Origin of the sequence: Ideonella sp. (assembly GCF_041287625.1) — a bacterium.
In the GTDB taxonomy this organism is placed as follows: Bacteria; Pseudomonadota; Gammaproteobacteria; order Burkholderiales; family Burkholderiaceae_C; genus Ideonella.
On sequence record NZ_JBGGNH010000012.1, the window covers coordinates 1 to 21153 of the forward strand.

The window sequence follows — 21153 nt, forward strand, 5'->3', positions numbered from 1 at the left end:
TGCGCCTTCAGCCGCTCGATGATCTTGAACACCTCGGCGACGAGGATCGGCGCGAGGCCCATCGACGGCTCGTCGAGCAGCACGACCTCCGGGTTCAGCATGATCGCGCGCGCCATCGCGAGCATCTGCTGCTCGCCGCCCGACAAGGTGCCGGCCAGCTGCGTGCGGCGCTCCTTCAGGCGCGGGAACAGCTCGAGCGCGCGCTCCAGGTCGCCGGCGACGTCGCCCTTCGGGCGGCTGCCCGTCAGGCGCGGAAATGCGCCGAGCGTCAGGTTGTCGGCGACGGTCATCGTTGCGAACACGCGCCGGCCCTCAGGCGAATGCGCGAGGCCGAGTTTGGCAATGTGGAACGACTCCATGCCGTCGATGCGCTTGCCGTTCAGCGAGATGTCGCCGGCGCTCGGTGCAATCATCCCGGAGACCGCGCGCATCGTCGTCGTCTTGCCGGCGCCGTTGCTGCCGATCAGCGTGACGACCTTGCCCTTCGGCACTTCGATCGAGATGCCGTGCAGGACCTGGACCTTGCCGTACCCGGCGTGCAAGTTGTTGATGGTCAACATGATGGGTTTCCGTCCTATGCCGCAGCCAAGCTGTCGACGGCCTGGCCACCAAGATAGGCCTCGACGACCTTCTCGTCGGCCTGCACCTGGGCCGGCAGGCCCTCGGCGATCTTCTGCCCGAAGTCTAGCACCGACACCGTGTCGCAGATGCTCATCACGACGTCCATGTGATGCTCGATCAGGATCACCGTGATGCCGTGGTCGCGGATCTTGCGGATGAACGTGACCAGCTCCTTGATGTCGGGTGCGGTCAGGCCGGCCGCCGGCTCGTCGAGCAAGAGCAGTTGCGGGTCGAGCGCGAGCGCGCGTGCGATCTCGAGCAGCCGCTGCTTGCCGTAGGGCAGGTTGCGCGCCTCCTCAAACGCGAGATCGGCAAGCCCGACGAACTTCAGCAGGCCCATCGCGCGTGCCACCGCGGCCGCGCTCTCGCGCCGGTAGCGCGGCGTGTGCACGGCCACGTCGAACAGGTTGCTCGCGAACGTGTGGTGCAGGCCGACCTGCACGTTCTGCAGCGCCGTCATCTCGCCGAACAGCTGCACGTTCTGGAACGTGCGAGCGATGCCCGACAGCGCAATGTCAGACGAGGTGCGGCCGACGAGCGTGCGCCCGCCGAAGTCGATCGCGCCGGCGGTCGGCACGTAGATGCCGGTCAGCACGTTCATCATCGTGCTCTTGCCCGAGCCGTTCGGCCCGATCAGGCCGTGGATCGTGCCACGCTTGACGACCAGGTCGACGTTGTTCAGCGCCTTCAGCCCGCCGAACTGCATCAGCACGCCGCTGGCCTTCAGGATCTCTGGCGACGCGCCGACTGCGGCGTTCGACACCGCGTCCGCCGGCGCCGGAGCGGCTTTGGCGTCGTCGACCGGTTTGGCGCGCTGCAGGTTCAGCGCGCTGCGCACGAAACCGACGATGCCGTCCTGCAGGTAGTACACGACGAACAGCGTGATCACGCCGAAGATCGAGAGCCGCCAGTCGGTCATCGTCTGCAGCTTGAACGACAGCGCCGCAAGCGCGATCGTGCCGACGACCGGGATCGACATCTGCGGCATCGTCATCTTGCCGCGCCGCACCGCGACGACGGCGCAGACCAGCACGATCGCCGCCAGCGCCACCGAGACGTAGCGGAACAACTCGATGTCGTCGAGCAGCTTGGGCAGCAGCACGATGACGGTCGCACCGAGCAGCGCGCCGATCCGGCTCTTGCGTCCGCCCATGATGATGCCCAGCAGGAACAGCACCGTGAGCTCGAAGTTGTACGAGTTCGGCGAGATGTACTGTTCCGAGTACGCATACAGGTTGCCGGCCAGGCCCGCGAAGCCGGCGCTGATCACGAACGCGTAGACCTTGTGGCGGTACACCGAAACGCCCATGCAGTCGGAAGCGACCGGGCTGCCGCGCAGCGCCTCGAACGCACGCCCAAGATGCGAGCGCAGTGTGCGGTGCACGACCACCAGCGCGAGCACCATCAGCACCAGCACGACCCAGTAGAACTCGCGTTCGTCGAGCTTGTGACCGAACAGCGCGGGCTTGTCGAGCTTGATGCCGAGCGGTCCCTCGGTCAGGAAGCTCATCTCGTTGATCAGGATCTGGATGATCGTGCCGAACGCGAGCGTGACCATTGCGAGGTAAGGGCCGGAGACGCGCAGCGCCGGCAGTGCGAGCAGGGCGCCGAAGCCGGCCGTGATCAGGATCGCGGCGGGCACCGTGATCCACAGCGATGCGCCGAGCTTGAACACCAGCACGCCGGCCACGTAAGCGCCGACGCCGAACAGCCCCGCATGCCCGAGCGAGACCTGGCCGGTGTAGCCGACCACGATGTCCAGACCGAACAGCACGATCGCGTAGATCATGATCGTCTCGATCAGGTGGATGTAGTACGGGTTCTGCACGCCGAGCGGGAACAGGGCGAGCGCGGCAATCCCGACGATTGCGAGAAGAAGGTGATGGCGTTTCATGGTCAGACCTTCTTGATCGCGGTCTTGCCGAACAGGCCGGCGGGGCGGACTGCGAGAACGATCAGCAGCAGCACGAGGCCGGGCACATCCTTGTAGCCGGTGCTCAGGTAGAAGCCGGTCGTCGTCTCGGCGATGCCGAGGATGATGCCGCCCACGATGATCCCCATGCCGCTCGTCAGCCCGCCGATGATCGCGACCGCGAACGCCTTCAGGCCGAGCACCGCGCCCATCGTGGCGCCTGTCAGCGTGAGCGGCGCGATCAGCACGCCGGCGAACGCGGCCGTCATCGACGACAGCGCATACGAGAACGTGATCACGAGGCCGGTATTGATGCCCATCAGCTTCGCGGCATCGCGGTCGTTGAAGGTCGCGACGACGGCCTTGCCGTAGATCGTCTTGCGGTTGAAGAACTCGACCGCGAGCATCATCAGGATCGCGCCGCCGACGACGAGGATCTCCATCGGCAGCACATTCGCACCGAGGAACTTCAGCGGCGACTCAGGCAGCGGCGACGGGAACTTCAGGTCGTCCCGGCCCCAGATGTTCTCGGCCACGTTCTTGAAGATGATGCCTAAAGCGATGGTGGACATGATCCAGCCGAACTCGGACTTGATCTTGATGGCAGGCCGCACGCCAATGCGCTCGACCACCGCGCCCTGCAACGCGCCGAACACGCAGACGATGGGAATCATCAGCCAGTAGTTCACGCCCAGGCCGACCAGCGTGAGCCCGACCAGCGCGCCCAGCATCAGCGCGTCGCCTTGGCCGAAGTTCAGCGTGTCCGAGGTCGCGAAGGTCAGCTGGTAACCAAACGCGATGACGGCGTAGATCATGCCCAGCGCAATGCCGCTGAACACGAGTTGGGTGAGGATCTGCATGGACTTCCTCTTCAATGAGGGATGAACCCTTCGACAGGCTCAGGGCGAACGGGCGGGGCGCAGCGGCCTCGCCGGTCACCGCGGCCACCACCGTTCGGGCTGAGCTTGGTCGAAGCCCTGGCCCTTCGACAAGCTCAGGGTGAACGGAAAACAAGGCACCTCTCCCCCGTTCCGGCTGAGCCCGCTTTTCCGTTCGGGTTGAGCCCCACTTTTCCGTTCGGGCTGAGCCTGTCGAAGCCTTCTTCGATCGATCTCATGCCTGTGTCGCGCGAGCCCTTCGACAGGCTCAGGGCGAACGGAGGAGTGGTGCGCCGGCCCTTCGACAAGCTCAGGGAGAACGGAGGTCGGACTCAGGGTGAACGGAGGTCGGACTCAGCGAGAAAGGGGGGCGGACTCAGGGCGAAAGGGGTGGGCAGGTGCGGTCGGCTTACTTCTTGACGGCTGTCAGCGCGCCCTTGGCGTTGACGTCCTTCACGCGCACTTCGGAAGCCTTCTTGAAGTCGGCCTCATAGGCGTAAACCACACGCTGGCCCTTGACTTCGCCGAACACCGGGATGTTGGCGGTGATGGCCTCGTGGTCGGTCTTGGTGAAGGGCTTGTTGTAGGTCGTGACCACGCCGTCCACCGGCGTCTTGAGGTCTTCCAGCGCGGCCTTGATCTTCGGGCCGTCGGTGCTGCCGGCCTGCTTGATCGCGGCGGCCAGCAGGTAGACGGAGTCGTAGCCTTGCGCAGCCGAGACGGGCGAATCGATGCGGCTGTTCTTCGGGTTGAAGGTCTTCAGGTACGAGACGATGAAGGACTGGCGCTTGGGCGTCGTCGGCTCCTGGATGAAGGTCTGCGGCATGCGCGCGCCTTCGCCGCCGGGGCCGGCGTTGTCGATGTAGTTGGCCATCGACAGCGTCCAGCTGCCGATGATGGGCACCTTCCAGCCCAGCTTGGTCATGCCGTTGGCGATCTGCGCCAGCTCGGGGCCGATGCCGTAGGTCAGCACCGCCTCTGCACCGGCTTCCTTGGCCTTCAGCAGCTGCGGCGTCATGTCGACGTCCTTGATGTTGAACTTCTCTTCGGCGACCGGCTTCATGCCCTTGAGCTCCAGCGCCTTGACCAAGTCTTGCCGGCCGAGCTGGCCGTAGTTGGTCGAGTCGGCCAGGATGGCGAGCTTCTTGTAGCCGCGGCGGGTGACCGCCTCTTCCACGATCATCGGCGCCTGGATGCTGTCGTGCGCGGCGTTGCGGAAGATGTAGTTCTCGGGCTGGGTGTCGAACTGGTGGGTGATGGCCGAGCCGGTGGCCACGTTGTTCATCACCGGGATCTTGGCTTCCTGGTAGAAGCGCTGCGAGGCCAGCGCCACGCCGGTGTTGATGTAGCCGACGGTGGCGGCGACCTTTTCCTTGTTGATCAGCTCCTGGGCGATCTGCACGCCGCGCTCGTTCTTGGCCTCGTCGTCGCGCTCGACCAGCTCGATCTGCCGGCCCAGCACGCCGCCGGCCTTGTTGATCTCTTCGGTGGCCAGGCGCACGCCGTCGCGCATCGAAACGCCCATCGAGGACGAACCGCCGGTGAAGGGGCCGGCGACGCCGATCTTGATCGTGTCGGCGGCCTGTGCGCTGGCGAAGGCCGCGGCGAGCGCCAGGGTGATGAGGGGCAGGCGGAAATGCGTTGCTTGCGAGGTCATCGGCTTGTCTCCGGATTGTGTAAAAGCGAGTGGAACGAGTGTGTAACTCCGCGCATCTGCGCGCCACCGCTGCAATACCTAGAGCCGCCGCGTGGCTTTACGCACTCGTTTTCACGCGCTCGTTTGCCCGCTCCGGCAAGACCCGATCAGGGAAAGCACCGCGACCTGTGCGGCATGTCGAACCGCCGCTCACCCTCCGGTGCGCGCGGCGTTTTCGACTGCGTACTTGATCAGCTCGGCCTGGCCGGCGAGGTTGAGCTTGCGCCGGATGTTCTGCCGGTGCGACTCGACGGTGCGCACGCTCAGGTTCAGCGTGTTGGCGATCTGCTTGCTGGCCAGGCCCTGGCCGAGGAAGCTGAGCACATGCTGTTCGCGGTCGGACAGCAGCGGCCGCGAGCTGGGGCCGCGGAACAGGCGCGCGGCCATCGCCGGGCTGAGAAAGGTGCCGCCGGCAAACACGGTGCGGATCGCATGCAGGATCTCGGAGGACGGCGAGTCCTTCAGCACGTAGCCGCGTGCGCCGGCCCGCAACGCGCGCTGCGCGATCTCGGTGCCGTCGTGCATCGAGAGCATCAGCACCACGCGCTCCGGGTCTTCGTCCAGCAGCCTGGCGGTCAGGTCAATGCCGCTTTCGCCGCCCTTCATGCCCACGTCCATCAGCACCACGTCGGGCGCGCCATCGGGCGGGCAGTCGCGCAGGCGCGCGAGGGCTTCCGTGCTGTTGCCTGCTTCGGCGACGACGGTGAGGTCGTCGGCCATCGCAAAAACTGCTTTGAGGCCGTCGCGCACCACCGCATGGTCGTCCACGATCATCAATTTGATCTGGCGCTCAGGGCTGTCGGTTGGCATGGGGTTCCTGTCGGGAAAAACGCGTGATCACGGCCTTGGGCACGTTGGCCAGCAGCAGCGTCTGGCCCGGGTGCGAGCTGATGCTGAGCGTGCCGTCGATGGCGGCCAGGCGTTCGCGCATGTGGCGCAGGCCCAGGCCGCGGCTGGGGTGGCGCTGGAAGAATTCGGTGTCGAAGCCGCGGCCGTTGTCCTGCACCCGCAGTTGCAGGCCGGCAGGCGTGTAGTCCAGCTGCAGCTCGACGCGGGAGGCCGCGGCATGTTTTTCGATGTTGGCCAGCGCCTCCTGGGTGACGCGGAACAGCACGGTCTTGATCGCCTCGGGCAGGTCTTCGACAGCGCCGTCTGTGCGCAGCGTGAAGCGCGTGGCGCTGTCGCCCCACATCTCCTGCGCCATCTGCGCCAGCGCGGCCGGCAGGCCCAGCGTGTCCAGCATCACCGGGCGCAGCCGGTGCGACATGCCACGCACCTCGACCAGCGCGTCGCGCAGCCGGTCCACCGCGCGCTGCAGCGCGGTGCGCGCGGCAATGGCGCGTTCGTCGCCCAGTTCTGCGGCATTCAGCCGCTGCAGGGCCGATTCGGCCAGCAGCTTGACCGAGACCAGGGTCTGGCCGGTGCCGTCGTGCAGCTCGCGGGCCAGGTAGGCGCGCTCGCTTTCCTGGCTGCTGACGAGCTGACGCGTCAGCAGCGTGAGCTTGGCGTCTGCCAGCCGCAGCTCGTGCATGTTCAGCCACAGGCCCACGCCGAAGATCAGCAGCAGCCCGGCCACGCTGATGCCGGCGATCCAGCGGGTCGTGGTGTTGACGCTGGCCGCCAGCTCCTCGTCGAGCTGGGCCAGCACCTGATCCACGTCGTCCACATAAAGCCCCGTGCCGAACCACCAGTGCCAGCGCGGCAGCGGCGTGACATAGGCGACCTTGGCCGCATCGGCATCGCTGGAAGGCTTGTGCCAGCTGTAGTCCACGAAGCCGCCGCCGGCCTTGGCCTTGTCCATCATCAGCTGGATCGGGAACTGGCCGTAGGCGTCGCGCAGCCGCGTCAGGTTGCGGCCGACCAGCTCGGGCTGGCGGGCGTGCATCAGGTTCACGCCTTCGTCGTTGTAGAGGAAGAAGTAGCCGTCGCTGCCGTAGTCCAGCGCGGCCAGCTGGCGCATGACCTGCCGCTTGATCTCGTCGTCGTCCCGGCCAGTGTTGTAGAGCGGGCTGATGGTGCTGAGCGCCAGGGCGACGAAGTGCCGCAGCTCGGACCTCGCCGCATCCAGGTAGGCCCGCTTGACCAGCGCCTGCTGCCGCTTCGCCAGCAGTTCCTCCTGGTGGCGCTGGGCCACCGCGATCAGGCTCATCGCCGCGATCAGCGGCGTCATCGCCAGCAGGACGACCTTGTGGGTGAGGCGCATGCGTCAGTCGGGAAAGAACGCGGAACACTTCATGACGCAGCCGGCGCCGGGCCGCCCCAAGGCGGCTGCGCAACCCGCCCGGCGGGTGGCTTCGCGTATTCGCGAAGCCGGGTGCTCAAAGTTCGGCTTTCAGGTAGTGCGCGCCTGGAACGGGATTGAAGTAATACGGGGGAATCTCTTCAAAGCCCAGCGAGGTGTAGAGGCCGCGGGCGGATTCCATCTCGTCCAGCGTGTCCAGCAGCATGCAGGAATAGCCGGCCTGGTGGGCGTGGTCCATCAGCGCCTGGGCCAGCAGCCGGCCCAGGCCGAAACGGCGGAAGGCGCGGCGCACATAAAGGCGCTTCATCTCGCAGGCGTTGGCGTGGTCAGCCTCGGCGCAGGGGCGGAAACCGCCGCAGCCGGCCAGCGCGCCGTCCACATAGGCGAGCAGCAGGTGGCCGGCAGGGCCGGCGTATTCGCCCGGCAGCGATGCCAGCTCCTGCTCGAAGTCCTGGAAGCCCAGGTCGATGCCCAGGCCGTCGGCGTATTCGCGGAAGATGCTGCGCGTCGCGTCCAGCTCGGCTGGCGTTCGCGGGCAGATCAGCAGGATCTCGGGTGGGTCGTTTGGGGACACCAGGCGTCGGGCGGCGAGCAGCGCGCCAAAAGCAAGCGGAAGCGCCAGTCTAGCGGGCAGCGCATCCATCGGGATCCTCCAAAGGTTCGGGATTCCCCGCCAAATCCTGCTGCGAATCAAGGCTTTGCCATGCCCGGAACAATGGCGGGCATGAAGATCGACTTTGTCTCCGACGTTTCCTGCCCCTGGTGCATCATCGGCCTGCAGTCGCTGCAGCAGGCGCTGGAACGCATAGGGCCCGAGTTGCCGGTCTCGCTGCACTTCCAGCCCTTCGAGCTGAACCCGCAGATGGCGGCCGAAGGCGAGGACATTGGCGAGCACCTGCAGCGCAAGTACGGCGCGAGCGCGGCCCAGAGCGAGGCCAACCGCGAAAACATCCGCCAACGCGGCGCGGCGCTGGGTTTCGAGTTCCGCATGGACAAGCGGGCCCGCATCTACAACACCTTCGACGCGCACCGGCTGCTGCACTGGGCCGGCGAGCAGGCAGACGGCCTGCAACTGGCGCTGAAGAAGGCCTTGTTCAGCGCCTACTTCACCGAAGGCAAGAACCCGGGCGACCATGCGGTGCTGCTGGACGCCGCCGAGGCCGTGGGCCTGGACCGCGCGGCCGCCGAGACGGTGCTGAAGAGCGACACCTACGCCGCAGAGGTGCGCGAGCTGGAAGCCCACTGGCAGCAGGCCGGCATCCACTCGGTGCCGGCCGTCATCATCAACGACCGGCACCTGATCTCCGGTGGCCAGCCGCCCGAGGTGTTCGAGCGGGCGTTGCGGCAGATTGCCGCGGAACAGGCCTGAGCCGCCTCAGGTCCTGTTCGACAGCTGCTCCCAGCGCTCCATCGCTTCGAGCAACTGCTCGTCCAGCTCCGCGTGGCGCTGGGTGACTTCGGCGATGCGCTTGGCGCCCTGGCTGTACAGCTCGGTGCCGGCCAGCATCGCGGCCAGCTGGGCCATCTCTTTTTCCACCGCGTCGATGCGCGCGGGCAGTTCGCCCAGTTCGCGCTGCTCCTTGAAGCTGAGCTTGCGCTTCTCGGCGACAGGCTGGGCGGCAGCGGGCGCGGCGACCGGTGCCGGTGCCGGCGGCGTGGGCGCAGGAGCCGAGGAGCGGGCCGCCTGCGCACGGACCTGCGCGGTGCGTGCGGCCTGGGCCTGCCAGTCGGCAATGCCGCCTTCGTATTCGCGCCACTGGCCATTGCCTTCGGCGACCAGCGTGCTGGTGACGACGTTGTCGACAAAGCGCCGGTCGTGGCTGACCAGGAACACGGTGCCGTCGTAGTCCTGCAGCAGCTCTTCGAGCATTTCCAGGGTTTCGATGTCCAGGTCGTTGGTCGGCTCGTCCAGCACCATCACATTGGCCGGGCGGGCGAACAGCCGGGCCAGCAGCAGCCGGTTGCGCTCGCCGCCGGAGAGGCTCTTGACGGGCGAGTTGGCGCGCGCCGGGGCGAACAGGAAGTCGCCCAGGTAGCTCATCACGTGCTTGCGCTGGTTGCCGATCTCGATCCATTCGCTGCCGGGGCTGATGGTGTCGGCCAGCGTGGCCTCCATGTTCAGCGCCTCGCGCATCTGGTCGAAATACGCGACCTGGATCTTGCTGCCTTGCAGCACGCTGCCGCTGTCGGGCGCGAGCTCGCCGAGGATCAGCTTGAGCAGGGTCGTCTTGCCGGCGCCGTTCGGGCCGATCAGGCCGATCTTGTCGCCGCGCAGCACGGTGCTGGAGAAGTTGCGCACCACCTGTTTGTCGCCGTAGGCCTTGTTGACGTCTTCCAGCCGGGCGACGATCTTGCCGCTGGCGCCGCCGGTGTCCACGTCCAGCCGCACGCCGCCGATCACGTCGCGCCGCGCGGCGCGCGTCTCGCGCAGCTTCTCCAGCCGGCCGATGCGGGCCACGCTGCGCGTGCGGCGCGCTTCGACGCCCTTGCGGATCCAGACCTCTTCCTGCGCCAGCAGCTTGTCGGCGCGTGCGTTCTGCAGCGCTTCGGCTTCCAGCTCGCGCTGCTTGGCCGCCTCGAAGGCGGCGAAGTTGCCGGGGTAGCTGCGCAGCTGGCCGCGGTCCAGTTCGACGATGCGGGTGGCCACGGCGTCCAGGAAGGCGCGGTCGTGGGTGATCAGCAGCAGCGCGCCGCGGAAGTTGTTGAGCAGGCCGGCCAGCCAGTCGATGGCGTTCAGGTCCAGGTGGTTGGTCGGCTCGTCGAGCAGCAGCACGTCGGGCGTGGCGACCAGCGCGCGGCCCAGCGCGACGCGCTTGCGCAGGCCGCCGGACAGGGTGTCCACCACGGTGTCGGGGTTCAGGTCCAGGCGGTGGATGGTTTCGTCCACGCGCTGTTCCCAGTTCCAGCCGTCCAGCGCTTCGAGCCGGGTCTGCAAGGCGTCCAGGTCCTCGCCGTCGGCATGGGCTTCATAACGCTCGCGGATCGCCTTGGCCTCGGCCACGCCTTCGCTGATGGTCTCGAAGATGGTGGCGCCGGGGCGCAGGTGCGGTTCCTGCGGCACGTATTCGCGGCGGATGCCGGTCTGGATCTGCATCACGCCATCGTCGGGCTTTTCGAGGCCGGCGAGGATCTTCAGCAGCGAGGACTTGCCGGCGCCGTTGCGGCCGATCAGGCCGGTGCGCTCGCCCATGTCCAGGGTCAGGTCGGTGCCGTTGAGCAGCGGCACATGGCCAAAAGCGAGGTGGGCGTTCGAGAGGGTGATCAGGGCCATGGGAGCTGCCGGAGGCAAAAAGCAAGAAGGCCGGCCGGTCGGCACGGAAGGCGGCGCGGCGCGCAAAGCCACGCGCCGGCCAACCGGGGATTATCCGGGCTGGACAGCGCGCCGTGTTGGCTGCGGACATCGGCCACCAGCCGACGCTGCAGCCAGCCCGGCCCGGCGCGACTTGTTGGCAGTCTGGCCCGATTCGAAATAAATGGGGTCAGACTCCCTTTTCGTTTGCTCAAGTCAGGCCACCAGGGGCCGAGAAAGGGGGTGGACACCTGACATGCCTGTTTTCTCCCACCTTTCTCCTGGCGCCGCCGCCCTTGCAGCGCTGCTGCGCGCCGGGCTGCTGGTGCTGGCGTTGCCGTGGGCCTGCGGGGTGCAGGCGCGGCCAGCCGTCTGGCAGCAGCAGGACGCGCTGGTGCTGGACGACCCGCATGCTGCCGAACGCTGGACGCAGCACGAGTTGGCGGCGGCGCGCATCGCTGGCAATGCGGACGGCCAGTTCTGGCTGCTGCTGGGCGCCGCGAGCGTGCAGGACCAACTGGAAGACACGCCCGCGCAGCTGGTGCTGCTGCACCAGGCCGAAGGCTTGCTGAAGGCCTGGCCCGGGGCGGGCGAGCTGCACAAGGCCTGGCTGGCCCAGGCGATGATCCTGGCAGACCTGCGCGAGAAGCCTGCCGCCGAGATTGCTGCGCGCATTGCCGCGCTGCGCCGGCAGATCGAGCCGCTGAAGGCGTCGGACCTGCAGTGCGAGCTGGCGTCGCTGGACCTGTGGGCCATGGTGTATGCCGGCAACAATGACGAGGCCTGGGTGGCGGGCGAGGCGCTGGAGCGCTGCGCGCATGCGGTGGGCAGCCTGGACCAGGAAGTCTCGGCGCTGCTGCAGCTTGGCACGCTGACCAGCCAGGTCAGCGGCAAGGTGCCGGCCGCGGGCCAGGGGGAGGACTATTTCCGCCGCGCGCTGGCGCTGCTGGGCGACCGGCCGGCGCGCTTCATGCGCAGCCTGCTGGAGTGGCAGCTGGGCAATGCGCTGGTCTATTCGCGGCAATTGCCGCAGGCCAGGGCGCACTTCGAGAACGCGCTGGTGCTGAGCCGCGACCTGCAGGACGAGGCCGGTGTTGCCGCAGCGTTGATCAAGGTGGGCGAGCGGGTGCTGGAAGACGGCAATGCCGAAGCCAGCCTGAGCATGGCGCGCGAGGCGCAGGCCTTGATGGAGGCGCAGCACAACGAGGGCCGGCTGCTGTCCGCACACGTGCTGGTCGTGCGCTCTCTGACGGCGCTGCGCCGCGCCGACGTGCTGCATGCGATCGAGCAGGCCAGGCCGCTGGACGCACCGGCGCGCATCCCGTTTCGCCGCATCGAGCTGGCCACCGCGATGGCCGAGGGGTTTGCGTCGCAAGGCCTGTATGCCAAGGCCTATGCCGAATTGAGCCGCGCCAACCTGTTGCGCAACGAGGCCAAGGAAATCCTGCGCGACAGCCAGATGCTGCGGTTGCAGGCGCGCTATGAAGGCGCGCGGCGCGACGCCGAAAACGCCGACCTGCGCCGCCGCTCGGAAACGGCCCACCTGGAACTGGTGGCCCAGGCCGCCACGCGGCAGTCCTTGTGGGCCGCGTTGACGGCCTTGCTGCTGCTGCTGGCGCTTGCCGCCGTGGTGGTGGTGCGTGGCTGGCGCAAGCGGCGCAACCTGGCCGAGCTGGCCATGCGCGACGAGTTGACCGGGCTGCCGAACCGGCGCGCCATCAAGGCGGCCGGCGAGGCGCAGCTCGCGCAGGCCCGCCAATGGCAGCTGCCTTTCAGCGTGGCGCTGATCGACCTGGACCATTTCAAGCAGGTCAATGACCGCCTGGGCCATGCGGCAGGGGATGCGGTGCTGCAGGCGCTGGCCGCCGCGGCCGGCAGGGTGCTGCGTGGGCAGGACCGGCTGGGTCGCCTGGGCGGCGAAGAGTTTTTGCTGCTGATGCCGGGCACCACGCTGGGCGAGCTGAACTCGGTGTTCGACCGGCTGCGTGCGGCTTTCACCGCCTGCGAGATTGCCGGCCTGCCGACGCCGCACGGGGTGCGATTTTCAATGGGCGGCGCCGAATGGCAGCCCGGTGCCGACTCGCTGGCCGCGCTGATCGACGCTGCGGACCAGGCGCTTTACGTGTCCAAGGCCGCAGGCCGGGACCAGCTTTCGTTGGCCGAGCCGGCGACGGTGCCGTTGCGCATGGCCGTGCCGGCCTGAAGCGCGCCAGCCCGGCCGGTCAGCTCGGCCGCCCCCCGGCTTCCAGTGCGTCGACAAACAGCGCTGCCACGTCCACGCCGGTCTGGTTCGTGATCTCCTGGAAGCCGGTCGGGCTGGTGACGTTGATCTCGGTCAGGTTGTCGCCGATCACGTCCAGGCCGATCAGCATCAGCCCGCGAGGCGCCAGCACGGCGCCGATGGTGCGAGCGATTTCCTCGTCCCGCGCACTGATGGGCTGTGCCACGCCTTTGCCGCCGGCCGCCAGGTTGCCGCGCACCTCGCCGCCCTGCGGAATGCGGGCCAGGCAGTGCGAGACCGGTTCTCCGCCAATCACCAGCACCCGCTTGTCGCCGGCTTCGATCGCTGGCAGGAAGCGCTGCACCATGATGGTTTGGGCACCGTCGCGGTTCAGCGTCTCGATGATGCTGCCCAGGTTCAGGCCGTCGTCCTTGACGCGGAAGATGCCCATGCCGCCCATGCCGTCCAAGGGCTTGAGGATGATGTCGCGGTGCTCGGCGTGGAACTCGCGCACGTCGGCTGCAGCGCGGGTCACCAGCGTGGGCGGCGTGAACTGCGGGAACTCGAGAATGGCGAGCTTTTCCGGGTGGTCGCGCAGCGCACGCGGCGAGTTGAAGACCCGCGCGCCTTCGGCTTCGGCGCGTTCCAGCAGGTGCGTGGCGTAGAAGTATTCGCTGTCGAACGGCGGGTCCTTGCGCATCACCACGGCGTCGAAGCTGGCCAGGTTTCGCACCAGCTCCGGGCCGGCCTCGAACCAGTCGTGCACGTCCTTGCCGGAGCGGCCGGTCAGCGTGACCTGGCGCAGGCGCGCCTGCACGGTGCCGCCGCTGCGCCAGTGCAGGTCCTGCGGGCCGCAGGCGAACAGCACATGGCCGCGCCGCCGGGCCTCGCGCATCATCGCGAAGGTGGTGTCCTTGTAGGTCTTGAAGTGATCCAGCGCGTCGGCGACAAAAAGCAGGTTCATGGCGGCAGCCCGTGACAAACTGAGGCGCAGTGTGCCCTGAAGCGTCAGCCATTGCCGGCAGGTTCGGGCTTGACCTCTGGCGCCGGAAGCATTCTGATACCGCTTGAGCGTCAGCCGAAAGGCCTCGATTGCGTTATACCCACAGGCTTCAAGCCTTCAACGTCGTACCCGCAGGTACCCACAGTATTTGCCCCACAGCCTCCTGGAGGAGCTGACAACAATGAACCCTTCCACCACCGTTCCCTCGTCTTCCGCCAGTTCCGGCCTGCCGCGCGCCATCTGGGTCGCTGGCGGCCTGATGGCCGTGGCCATCGCGGCGCTGGCCGGCACTGTCGTCTGGCAGCGCAGCCAGATCTCTGCCGCGCCGACCAGCGAAGTGGCCACGCTGCCAGCCACCCCGGCCACCTTGCTGGACGACGCCGCCAGCGCGCCGATGGCGGCAGCGACCGCGCCGGTGCCGCAGCAGGCCGAAGTGGTCGAGCCGGCCGTCAAGCCGGTGGCCGCTGTCAAGCACGCCACGCCGAAGCCGGCGAAGCCTGCCAATGCCTACCCGGCCAACAGCAACACCACTACCACCGCCAAGGCGGAGGACTATCCGGTCGAAGCCCAGCCGGCACCGCCCGCACCGGTGATCTGCGCGACTTGCGGCACCATCGAATCGGTCGAGACGGTGACCGTTGAAGGCAAGGGCTCTGGCGCTGGCGCTGTCGCGGGCGGCGTGGCCGGTGCCGTGATCGGCAACCAGTTCGGCAAGGGTGGTGGCCGCACTGCGGCGCGCCTGCTGGGTGCGGTCGGCGGCGCGTTTGCCGGCAATGCCATCGAGAAGCATGCCCGCACCGAAACTGTCTACCGCATGCATGTGCGCATGGACGATGGCACCCGCCGCACCATCACCCAGCCGCAGCCGGTCTCGGTCGGTACCGCGGTGACGGTGGAAGGCAATTCGATGCGCGTCGGCCACTGAAGCCTGTCGGCATCTCCCGATGAGAAAAGGGCCTGCGGGCCCTTTTCTCATGGCGGGACGAATCCCTCAGCCAGCCTGCCGCCTGGCACTGCTGAGCAAGGCCACGGCACCCGCGATGACGCCCCAGAAGGCCGAACCGATGCCGAAGAAGCTCAGGCCGGACAGCGTGACCAGGAAGGTCAGCAAAGCTGCGTCTCGGTGGCGTTCGGCGCTCAGCGCGTTGGCCAGCCCGGCGCCAATGGTGCCCAGCAGCGCCAGGCCGGCGACGGCGATCACCAGCTCCTTCGGGAACGCGCCCAGCAAACCGGCCACCGCACCACCGGCCAGGCCGACGACGATGTAGAACACGCCCGCCGCGGCCGAGGCCATGTAGCGGCGCGCCGGGTCTTCATGTGCCTCACGGCCCATGCAGATGGCCGCGGTGATGGCCGCCAGGTTCAGCGCGTAGCCACCAAACGGCGCCAGCAGCAGCGAGGCCACGCCGGTGGCGCCCACGGTGGGTGAAACAGGGATCTGAAAGCCGGCGGCCCGCTGCGCCGCCACGCCGGGCAGATTCTGCGAAGCCATGGTCACGACAAACAGCGGCAGGCCGACGCCGATCAAGGCGTGCAGCGAAAACTGCGGCGTGGTCCACACCGGCCGGGCCCAGCCCCAGGGCACGTCGCCCAGGTGCAGCAGGCCCTGCGCGGCCGCCAGCGCAATGCCGGCCGCCAGCACACCCGGGACCGCATAACGCGGCCACCAGCGCCGGCCCGCGAGGAAGGCCGCGGCCATGCCCAGCACCAGCAGCGGCTGGGCACGGCTGGCCAGCACCGCGTCCAGCGCAAAGCGCGCCAGCACGCCGGCCAGCAGCGCCGAGGCAATCGCCATCGGGATGCGGTCCATGATGCGTTCGAACCAGCCGGTGTAGCCGACGATGGCGATCAGCAGCGCACAGGCCATGAAGGCGCCAATGGCCTCGGCCATCGGCACGCCCTGCGTCGCGGCGATCAGCGCGGCGCCCGGCGTGGACCAGGCGGTCAGCACCGGCTGGCGGTACCAGAGCGACAGGCCCAGGCTGGTGAAGCCCATGCCCAGCCCGAGCGCCCAGATCCACGAGGCAGTCTGCGCCGGCGTGGCGCCCAGGGCTTGTGTCGCAGCGAAGATCAGTGCGACCGAACTGGTGAAGCCCACCAGCACCGCGACGAAACCCGCCACGGTGGCCGAGAACGACGCATCTTTCAGCAGTCGCTGCAGCACTGGTTCAAATCTCAACCTTGGCGCCCAGCTCGACGATGCGGTTGGACGGCAGGTTGAGGAAGTCGGCCATGTCGGTGGCGTTGCGGTGCATGCCGGCGAAGAGCTTTTCGCGCCACATGGCCATGCCGTCGCCGAAGGTCGGGATCACGGTTTCGCGCGACAGGAAGTAGCTGGTGTCCATGTCATCCATCGGCACGCCGCGGCCTTCGAGCAGGCGCAGGGCTTCCGGCACGTCGGGGTCGTTCTTGAAGCCGAAGTTCAGCGTGACCTGCCAGCAGTCGTGGCCCATCGAATGCACGGTCAAGCGCTTGTCGAAGCCGACCCACGGCACCTCGTGGTGCCGCACGGTGACAAACAAGTTGTGCTCGTGCAGCACCTTGTTGTGCTTGAGGTTGTGCATCAGCGCATTCGGCGTCAGGCCTTCCTCGGCAACCAGGAAGACGGCGGTGCCGGAGACGCGCACCGGCGGGCTGACGAACACGGCTTCGAGGAAGCCTTCAAGTTCGATGGCGTCGTCGCGCACGCGATGCCGCATGATGGTCCGGCCCTGCTTCCAGGTCAGCATCAGCAGGAACATGCCCGAGCCGATGACCAGCGGGAACCAGCCGCCTGCGATCAGCTTCAGCAGGTTGGACAGGAAGAAGGTCAGGTCGATGACAAAGAAGAAGCCGGTTACCGCGATGCACAGCAGCAGCGGATACCGCCAGCCGTAGCGGATCACGAAGAAGGTCATCACCGTGGTGATGGTCATGTCCAGCGTGACGGCAATGCCGTAGGCGGAAGCCAGCGTGGATGAGCTCTTGAACAGCGCCACCGCCAGCACGATGAAGACGAACAGGCCCCAGTTGACGAAGGGCACGTAGATCTGCCCGGTGTCGCGCACGGAGGTGTGGCGGATCGTCATGCGCGGCAGGATGCCGAGTTGGATGGCCTGCTTGGTGACCGAAAACGCGGCCGAGATCAGCGCTTGCGAGGCGATCACGGTGGCGGCGGTGGCCAGGAACACCAGCGGCAACTGGGCCCAGGCGGGCGCCATCATGTAGAACGGGTTTTCGACCGCCTCAGGGTGCTCCAGCAGCATCGCGCCCTGGCCGAAATAGTTGATCACCAGCGCCGGCATGACCATGCTGTACCAGGCGATGCGGATCGGCTTGCGGCCGAAGTGGCCCATGTCGGCATACAGCGCTTCGCCGCCGGTCACGCACAGCACGACCGCGCCCAGTGCGATGAACGACACCAGCGGCTGGTCGATGCAGAACCTCGCGGCATGCAGCGGGTTCAGCGCCACCAGCACCGCAGGATTCTCGATGATGTGCGGCAGGCCGAGCCAGATCAAGACGGCGAACCAGACCAGCGTGATCGGGCCGAAGAACTTGCCAATGCCGCCGGTGCCGAAGCGCTGCACCGAAAACAGTCCTGTCAGCACGAGCAGCGTGATCGGGATGATGAAGCTGTGCAGCCCAGGCGCCGCGACCTCCAGGCCCTCGACGGCAGACAGCACCGAGATGGCCGGCGTGATGACACCGTCGCCGTAAAAGATCGCGGTGCCGAAAAGGCCGACGACCATCAGCACCCGCCGCAGCCGCGGCTGGTCGCGCACGGCCGTCGTCGCCAGCGCCAGCATCGCGATCAAGCCGCCTTCGCCGTTGTTGTCGGCCCGCAGGATCAGCAGCACATACTTCAACGAGACGATGATGGTCATCGTCCAGAAGATCAGGCTGAGCACCCCCAGCACATTGCCATGCGTGGCCGGCACATGCCCCGCATGAAAGACTTCCTTGAGCGCGTACAGCGGACTGGTGCCGATGTCGCCATAGACCACACCCAGCGCGGCCAGCGTCAGGGCGGCCAGCGCGGCGGGTGACTTGGGTGGGGCGGATGAACTCAAGCGCAGACTCGGCGAAACGGAGCCGCTATTGTGCGCCGCCTACCTGTGCAGGAAGCGTCTTTCCAAGCCCACGTGATCGTGGTATGCAGCCCTGATCCGGGGGGCGTGCCAGGGCTGCGTTCAGTCGTAAACCTCGGCGTCCGGATCGGTCGCTTCGAGTTCGTACGAGGCGGCCAGCATGGCCAGGCGGCCGATCACGCCGTACATGTAGAAGCGGTTCGGGGCGCTGGCGCCGGGGCGGCTGCCGGGCTTGGGCAGCAGATGGCTGTCGGAAAAGGCCAGCGGCACGAAGCTGGCGCCGGGGGCGTTGAGGTTCTCGTCGATGCCGCGGTCCGCGTGCACCCGGTAGAAGCCGCCGACGACGTAGCGGTCGATCATGTAGACCACCGGTTCGGCGACCGCGTCGTTGACGCGCTCGTAGGTCGGCACGCCTTCCTGGATCAGCACGTCGGTGACTTCCTGGCCGTCCTTGATCACGCCCATCTTGTTGCGCGTGCGGCGGTTGACCTCGTCGAGCTCCTTGGCATCGCGCACGGTCATGATGCCCATGCCGTAGGTGCCGTTGTCGGCCTTGACGACGACAAACGGCTTCTCGTTGATGCCGTATTCCTTGTGCTTGCGGCGGATCTTGGTCAGCAGCGCATCGACCTGGGTCTGCACCGCATCGATGCCGGTGCCGTCGGCCCAGTTGACCGGGCCGCAGTGCGAGAACATCGGGTTGATCAGCCAAGGATCCATGCCCAGCAGCTTGGCGAACTTCTTGGCCACTTCCTCGTAGCTGCGGAAGTGATTTGTCTTGCGGCGCACGGCCCAGCCAGCGTGCAGTGGCGGCAGCAGGTACTGCTCGTGCAGGTTCTTCAGCACGTCCGGAATGCCGGCTGACAGGTCGTTGTTCAGCAGGATGGTGCAGGGGTCGAAATTCTTCAGGCCCAGGCGGCGCTGGCTGCGCTCCAGTGGTTCCAGCGTCAGCGTGCTGCCATCGGGCAGTTCCAGCGTGCTGGGCTCGGTGATGGCTTCGTCCAGCGTGCCCAGGCGCACGTTCAGGCCGGCCTGGCCGAAGATCTGCACCAGGCGCTGCACGTTCATCAGGTAGAACATGTTGCGGCTGTGCTTCTCCGGGATCAGCAGCAGGTTCTTGGCCTCCGGGCAGATCTTCTCGATCGCCGCCATCGCCGCCTGCACCGCCAGCGGCAGCATTTCGGGCGTCAGGTTGTTGAAGCCGCCCGGGAACAGGTTGGTGTCGACCGGCGCCAGCTTGAAGCCGGCATTGCGCAGGTCCACCGAGCTGTAGAACGGGGGCGTGTGCTCCATCCATTCGAGCCGGAACCAGCGTTCGATCGCCGGCATGGACTCCAGCATGCGCAGTTCCAGTTCATTGATCGGTCCGGTGAGGGCGGTGACGAGGTGCGGAACCATGGTGTTTTCTGGCGTGTGCGGCGGCGGGAGACAGCGGAACGCTTGCACGCACGCCAGGGCCGTGTTTGCCTGGGTGCGACAGGGGACTCTTTGGAATTCTGGCAGATGGCGCGGGAAGCGCCGCGTTTGCAAATCGGGGTTGGCGAGCCAAATTGCAAGATCCGCATGAGCAATGCAGATAAAAAAGGGGACTGCCTTTCCAGGCAGTCCCCAACTCGCTCCGAACTTGTGGGCACCAGCGACTCAGGCGCTGGCGCCGCGTGGCATCACTTGTTGTAGGCGGTTTCGCCGTGCGAAGAGATGTCCAGGCCTTCGCGTTCCTGGTCTTCCGGCACGCGCAGGCCGATGACCAGGTCGACGATCTTGTAGGCGACCAGCGAGACCACGCCCGACCACACGATGGTGATCAGCACGGCCTTGGCCTGCACCCAGACTTGCGATGCGATGCTGTAGGCATCGGGGGCGATCATGCCCACGGTGACCCAATCGGCCACGGCGCTCGGGCCGCCGAGGTTCGGCGAATTGAACACGCCGGTCAGCAGCGCACCCAGGATGCCGCCCACGCCGTGCACGCCGAACACGTCCAGCGTGTCGTCCGCGCCGAGCAGCTTCTTCAGGCCGGTCACACCCCACAGGCAGGCAAAGCCGGCGATGACGCCGATGATCAGCGCACCACCCACACCGACGTTGCCAGCTGCCGGCGTGATGGCGACCAGGCCGGCGACGGCGCCGGACGCAGCGCCCAGCATCGAGGCCTTGCCCTTGTGCAGCGCTTCACCTACCGACCAGGCCAGCACCGCAGCAGCGGTGGCGACAAAGGTGTTCATGAAGGCCAGCGCAGCGAAGCCGTTGGCTTCCAGCGCCGAGCCGGCGTTGAAGCCGAACCAGCCCACCCACAGCAGGGCGGAACCGACCATCGTCAGCGTCAGGCTGTGCGGGGCCATCGATTCCTTGCCGTAGCCCACGCGCTTGCCGATCATGTACGCACCGACCAGGCCAGCAACGGCGGCGTTGATGTGCACCACGGTGCCGCCGGCGAAGTCCAGCGCGCCCATCTGCCAGATGTAGCCCGCCTTGGCATTCATCGAGTCCACCACGTTGGCGGCGGTGTAGGCGTCCGGACCCATCCAGAACCAGACCATGTGGGCGATCGGCGCATAGCTGAAGGTGAACCACAGCGCCATGAACAGCAGCACGGCCGAGAACTTGATGCGCTCTGCGAACGAGCCGACGATCAGCGCGCAGGTGATGCCTGCAAACGTCGCCTGGAAGGCCGCGAAGACGATCTCGGGGATGTAGACGCCCTTGCTGAAGGTCGCGCCGTTGGCGAAGGTGCCAGCTGCGTTGTCCCAGATGCCCTTGAGCATCAGCCGGTCAAAGCCGCCGACGAAGGCATTGCCTTCGGTGAAGGCCAGGCTGTAGCCGTAGATGACCCACAGCACGACGATCATCGAGAACGTGACCATCACCTGCATCAGCACCGACAGCATGTTCTTGCTGCGGACCAAGCCGCCGTAGAACAGCGCCAGGCCGGGCACGGTCATCATGATCACCAACAGCGTGGAGACCATCATCCAGGCGGTGTCGCCCTTGTTTGGCACGGGAGCCGGTGCGGCAGCAGCGTCAGACGCAGCCGGCGCAGCTTCGGAAGCGGCGGCTGCAGGTGCTGCAGCGGGCGTGGCTTCGGAGGCCGCGGTGGCGACGGGCGCCGAAGCAGCGTCCTGTGCCAGGGATGTCCCCGCAAAGCCCAGGGCGGCAAAGCCCAGGGCGAGGGAAGCAATCAGCTTTCTCATGGTGTGTGTGTCTCTTGGTCGGTGTGCTGG

16 protein-coding genes are annotated in these 21153 nt (G+C 67.2%); 3 read left to right on the forward strand and 13 right to left on the reverse strand.

The features are described 5' to 3' along the window. The 7 genes from ACAH41_RS02990 to ACAH41_RS03020 all read right to left on the reverse strand — a co-directional run. On the reverse strand, positions 1-560 hold a 560-nt coding region (locus tag ACAH41_RS02990), incomplete at its 3' end, for an ABC transporter ATP-binding protein (protein WP_370538163.1). 14 nt (positions 561-574) lie between these two features. Next, positions 575-2515, reverse strand: a complete 1941-nt coding sequence (locus ACAH41_RS02995) for an ATP-binding cassette domain-containing protein (RefSeq protein WP_370538164.1) — start codon at positions 2513-2515, stop codon at positions 575-577. 2 nt (positions 2516-2517) lie between these two features. Then, positions 2518-3393 (reverse strand): branched-chain amino acid ABC transporter permease, encoded by an 876-nt coding sequence (locus ACAH41_RS03000; RefSeq protein WP_370538165.1) that lies wholly within the window; start codon positions 3391-3393, stop codon positions 2518-2520. Between the two features lie 427 nt (positions 3394-3820). Next, positions 3821-5068, reverse strand: coding sequence for an ABC transporter substrate-binding protein (locus ACAH41_RS03005; protein WP_325648005.1), 1248 nt, complete (start codon positions 5066-5068; stop codon positions 3821-3823). Between the two features lie 189 nt (positions 5069-5257). Continuing rightward, positions 5258-5917: a response regulator transcription factor gene (locus tag ACAH41_RS03010; RefSeq protein ID WP_325648006.1), complete on the reverse strand. Its 660-nt coding sequence runs from the start codon at positions 5915-5917 to the stop codon at positions 5258-5260. Next, positions 5898-7310 (reverse strand): cache domain-containing protein, encoded by a 1413-nt coding sequence (locus ACAH41_RS03015; protein ID WP_325648007.1) that lies wholly within the window; start codon positions 7308-7310, stop codon positions 5898-5900. The genes ACAH41_RS03010 and ACAH41_RS03015 overlap by 20 nt, the downstream gene beginning before the upstream one ends. Before the next feature lie 115 nt (positions 7311-7425). Continuing rightward, positions 7426-7992 carry a GNAT family N-acetyltransferase gene (locus ACAH41_RS03020; protein WP_325648008.1) on the reverse strand — a complete coding sequence of 189 codons (567 nt, stop codon included), beginning with the start codon at positions 7990-7992 and terminating at the stop codon, positions 7426-7428. A gap of 72 nt (positions 7993-8064) precedes the next feature. Here ACAH41_RS03020 and ACAH41_RS03025 point away from each other — a divergent pair, with 72 nt between their 5' ends. Next, positions 8065-8718 carry a DsbA family oxidoreductase gene (locus ACAH41_RS03025; protein WP_325648119.1) on the forward strand — a complete coding sequence of 218 codons (654 nt, stop codon included), beginning with the start codon at positions 8065-8067 and terminating at the stop codon, positions 8716-8718. Positions 8719-8724: 6 nt separating this feature from the next. Here ACAH41_RS03025 and ACAH41_RS03030 read toward each other — a convergent pair whose 3' ends face one another. Then, positions 8725-10620 (reverse strand): ATP-binding cassette domain-containing protein, encoded by a 1896-nt coding sequence (locus tag ACAH41_RS03030; protein ID WP_325648009.1) that lies wholly within the window; start codon positions 10618-10620, stop codon positions 8725-8727. 274 nt (positions 10621-10894) lie between these two features. Between ACAH41_RS03030 and ACAH41_RS03035 the strand changes: the two genes are divergently transcribed. Continuing rightward, on the forward strand, positions 10895-12841 hold the full coding sequence (locus ACAH41_RS03035; RefSeq protein ID WP_325648010.1) for a GGDEF domain-containing protein: 1947 nt from the start codon (positions 10895-10897) through the stop codon (positions 12839-12841). A 19-nt stretch (positions 12842-12860) separates the two neighbouring features. On the opposite strand, the gene gshB is transcribed toward ACAH41_RS03035, so the two are convergent. Beyond that, positions 12861-13823 (reverse strand): glutathione synthase, encoded by a 963-nt coding sequence (gene gshB / locus ACAH41_RS03040; protein ID WP_325648011.1) that lies wholly within the window; start codon positions 13821-13823, stop codon positions 12861-12863. A gap of 220 nt (positions 13824-14043) precedes the next feature. Here gshB and ACAH41_RS03045 point away from each other — a divergent pair, with 220 nt between their 5' ends. After that, the gene (locus tag ACAH41_RS03045) at positions 14044-14787 is read left to right on the forward strand and encodes a glycine zipper 2TM domain-containing protein (protein WP_325648012.1); all 744 of its coding nucleotides are present in this window, start codon (positions 14044-14046) and stop codon (positions 14785-14787) included. A gap of 66 nt (positions 14788-14853) precedes the next feature. Here the strand turns inward: ACAH41_RS03045 and ACAH41_RS03050 are convergent, their stop codons facing one another. The 4 genes from ACAH41_RS03050 to amt form a co-directional block, all read right to left on the reverse strand. Further along, positions 14854-16023 (reverse strand): benzoate/H(+) symporter BenE family transporter, encoded by a 1170-nt coding sequence (locus ACAH41_RS03050; RefSeq protein WP_370538175.1) that lies wholly within the window; start codon positions 16021-16023, stop codon positions 14854-14856. Positions 16024-16030: 7 nt separating this feature from the next. Continuing rightward, entirely contained in the window at positions 16031-17914 is a 1884-nt protein-coding gene (locus tag ACAH41_RS03055) for a potassium transporter Kup (protein ID WP_325648013.1), read from the reverse strand. A gap of 120 nt (positions 17915-18034) precedes the next feature. Then, positions 18035-19330: a glutamate--cysteine ligase gene (gene gshA / locus ACAH41_RS03060; RefSeq protein WP_325648014.1), complete on the reverse strand. Its 1296-nt coding sequence runs from the start codon at positions 19328-19330 to the stop codon at positions 18035-18037. A 266-nt stretch (positions 19331-19596) separates the two neighbouring features. Beyond that, entirely contained in the window at positions 19597-21123 is a 1527-nt protein-coding gene (gene amt, locus ACAH41_RS03065) for an ammonium transporter (RefSeq protein ID WP_325648015.1), read from the reverse strand. Positions 21124-21153: the final 30 nt, after the last annotated feature.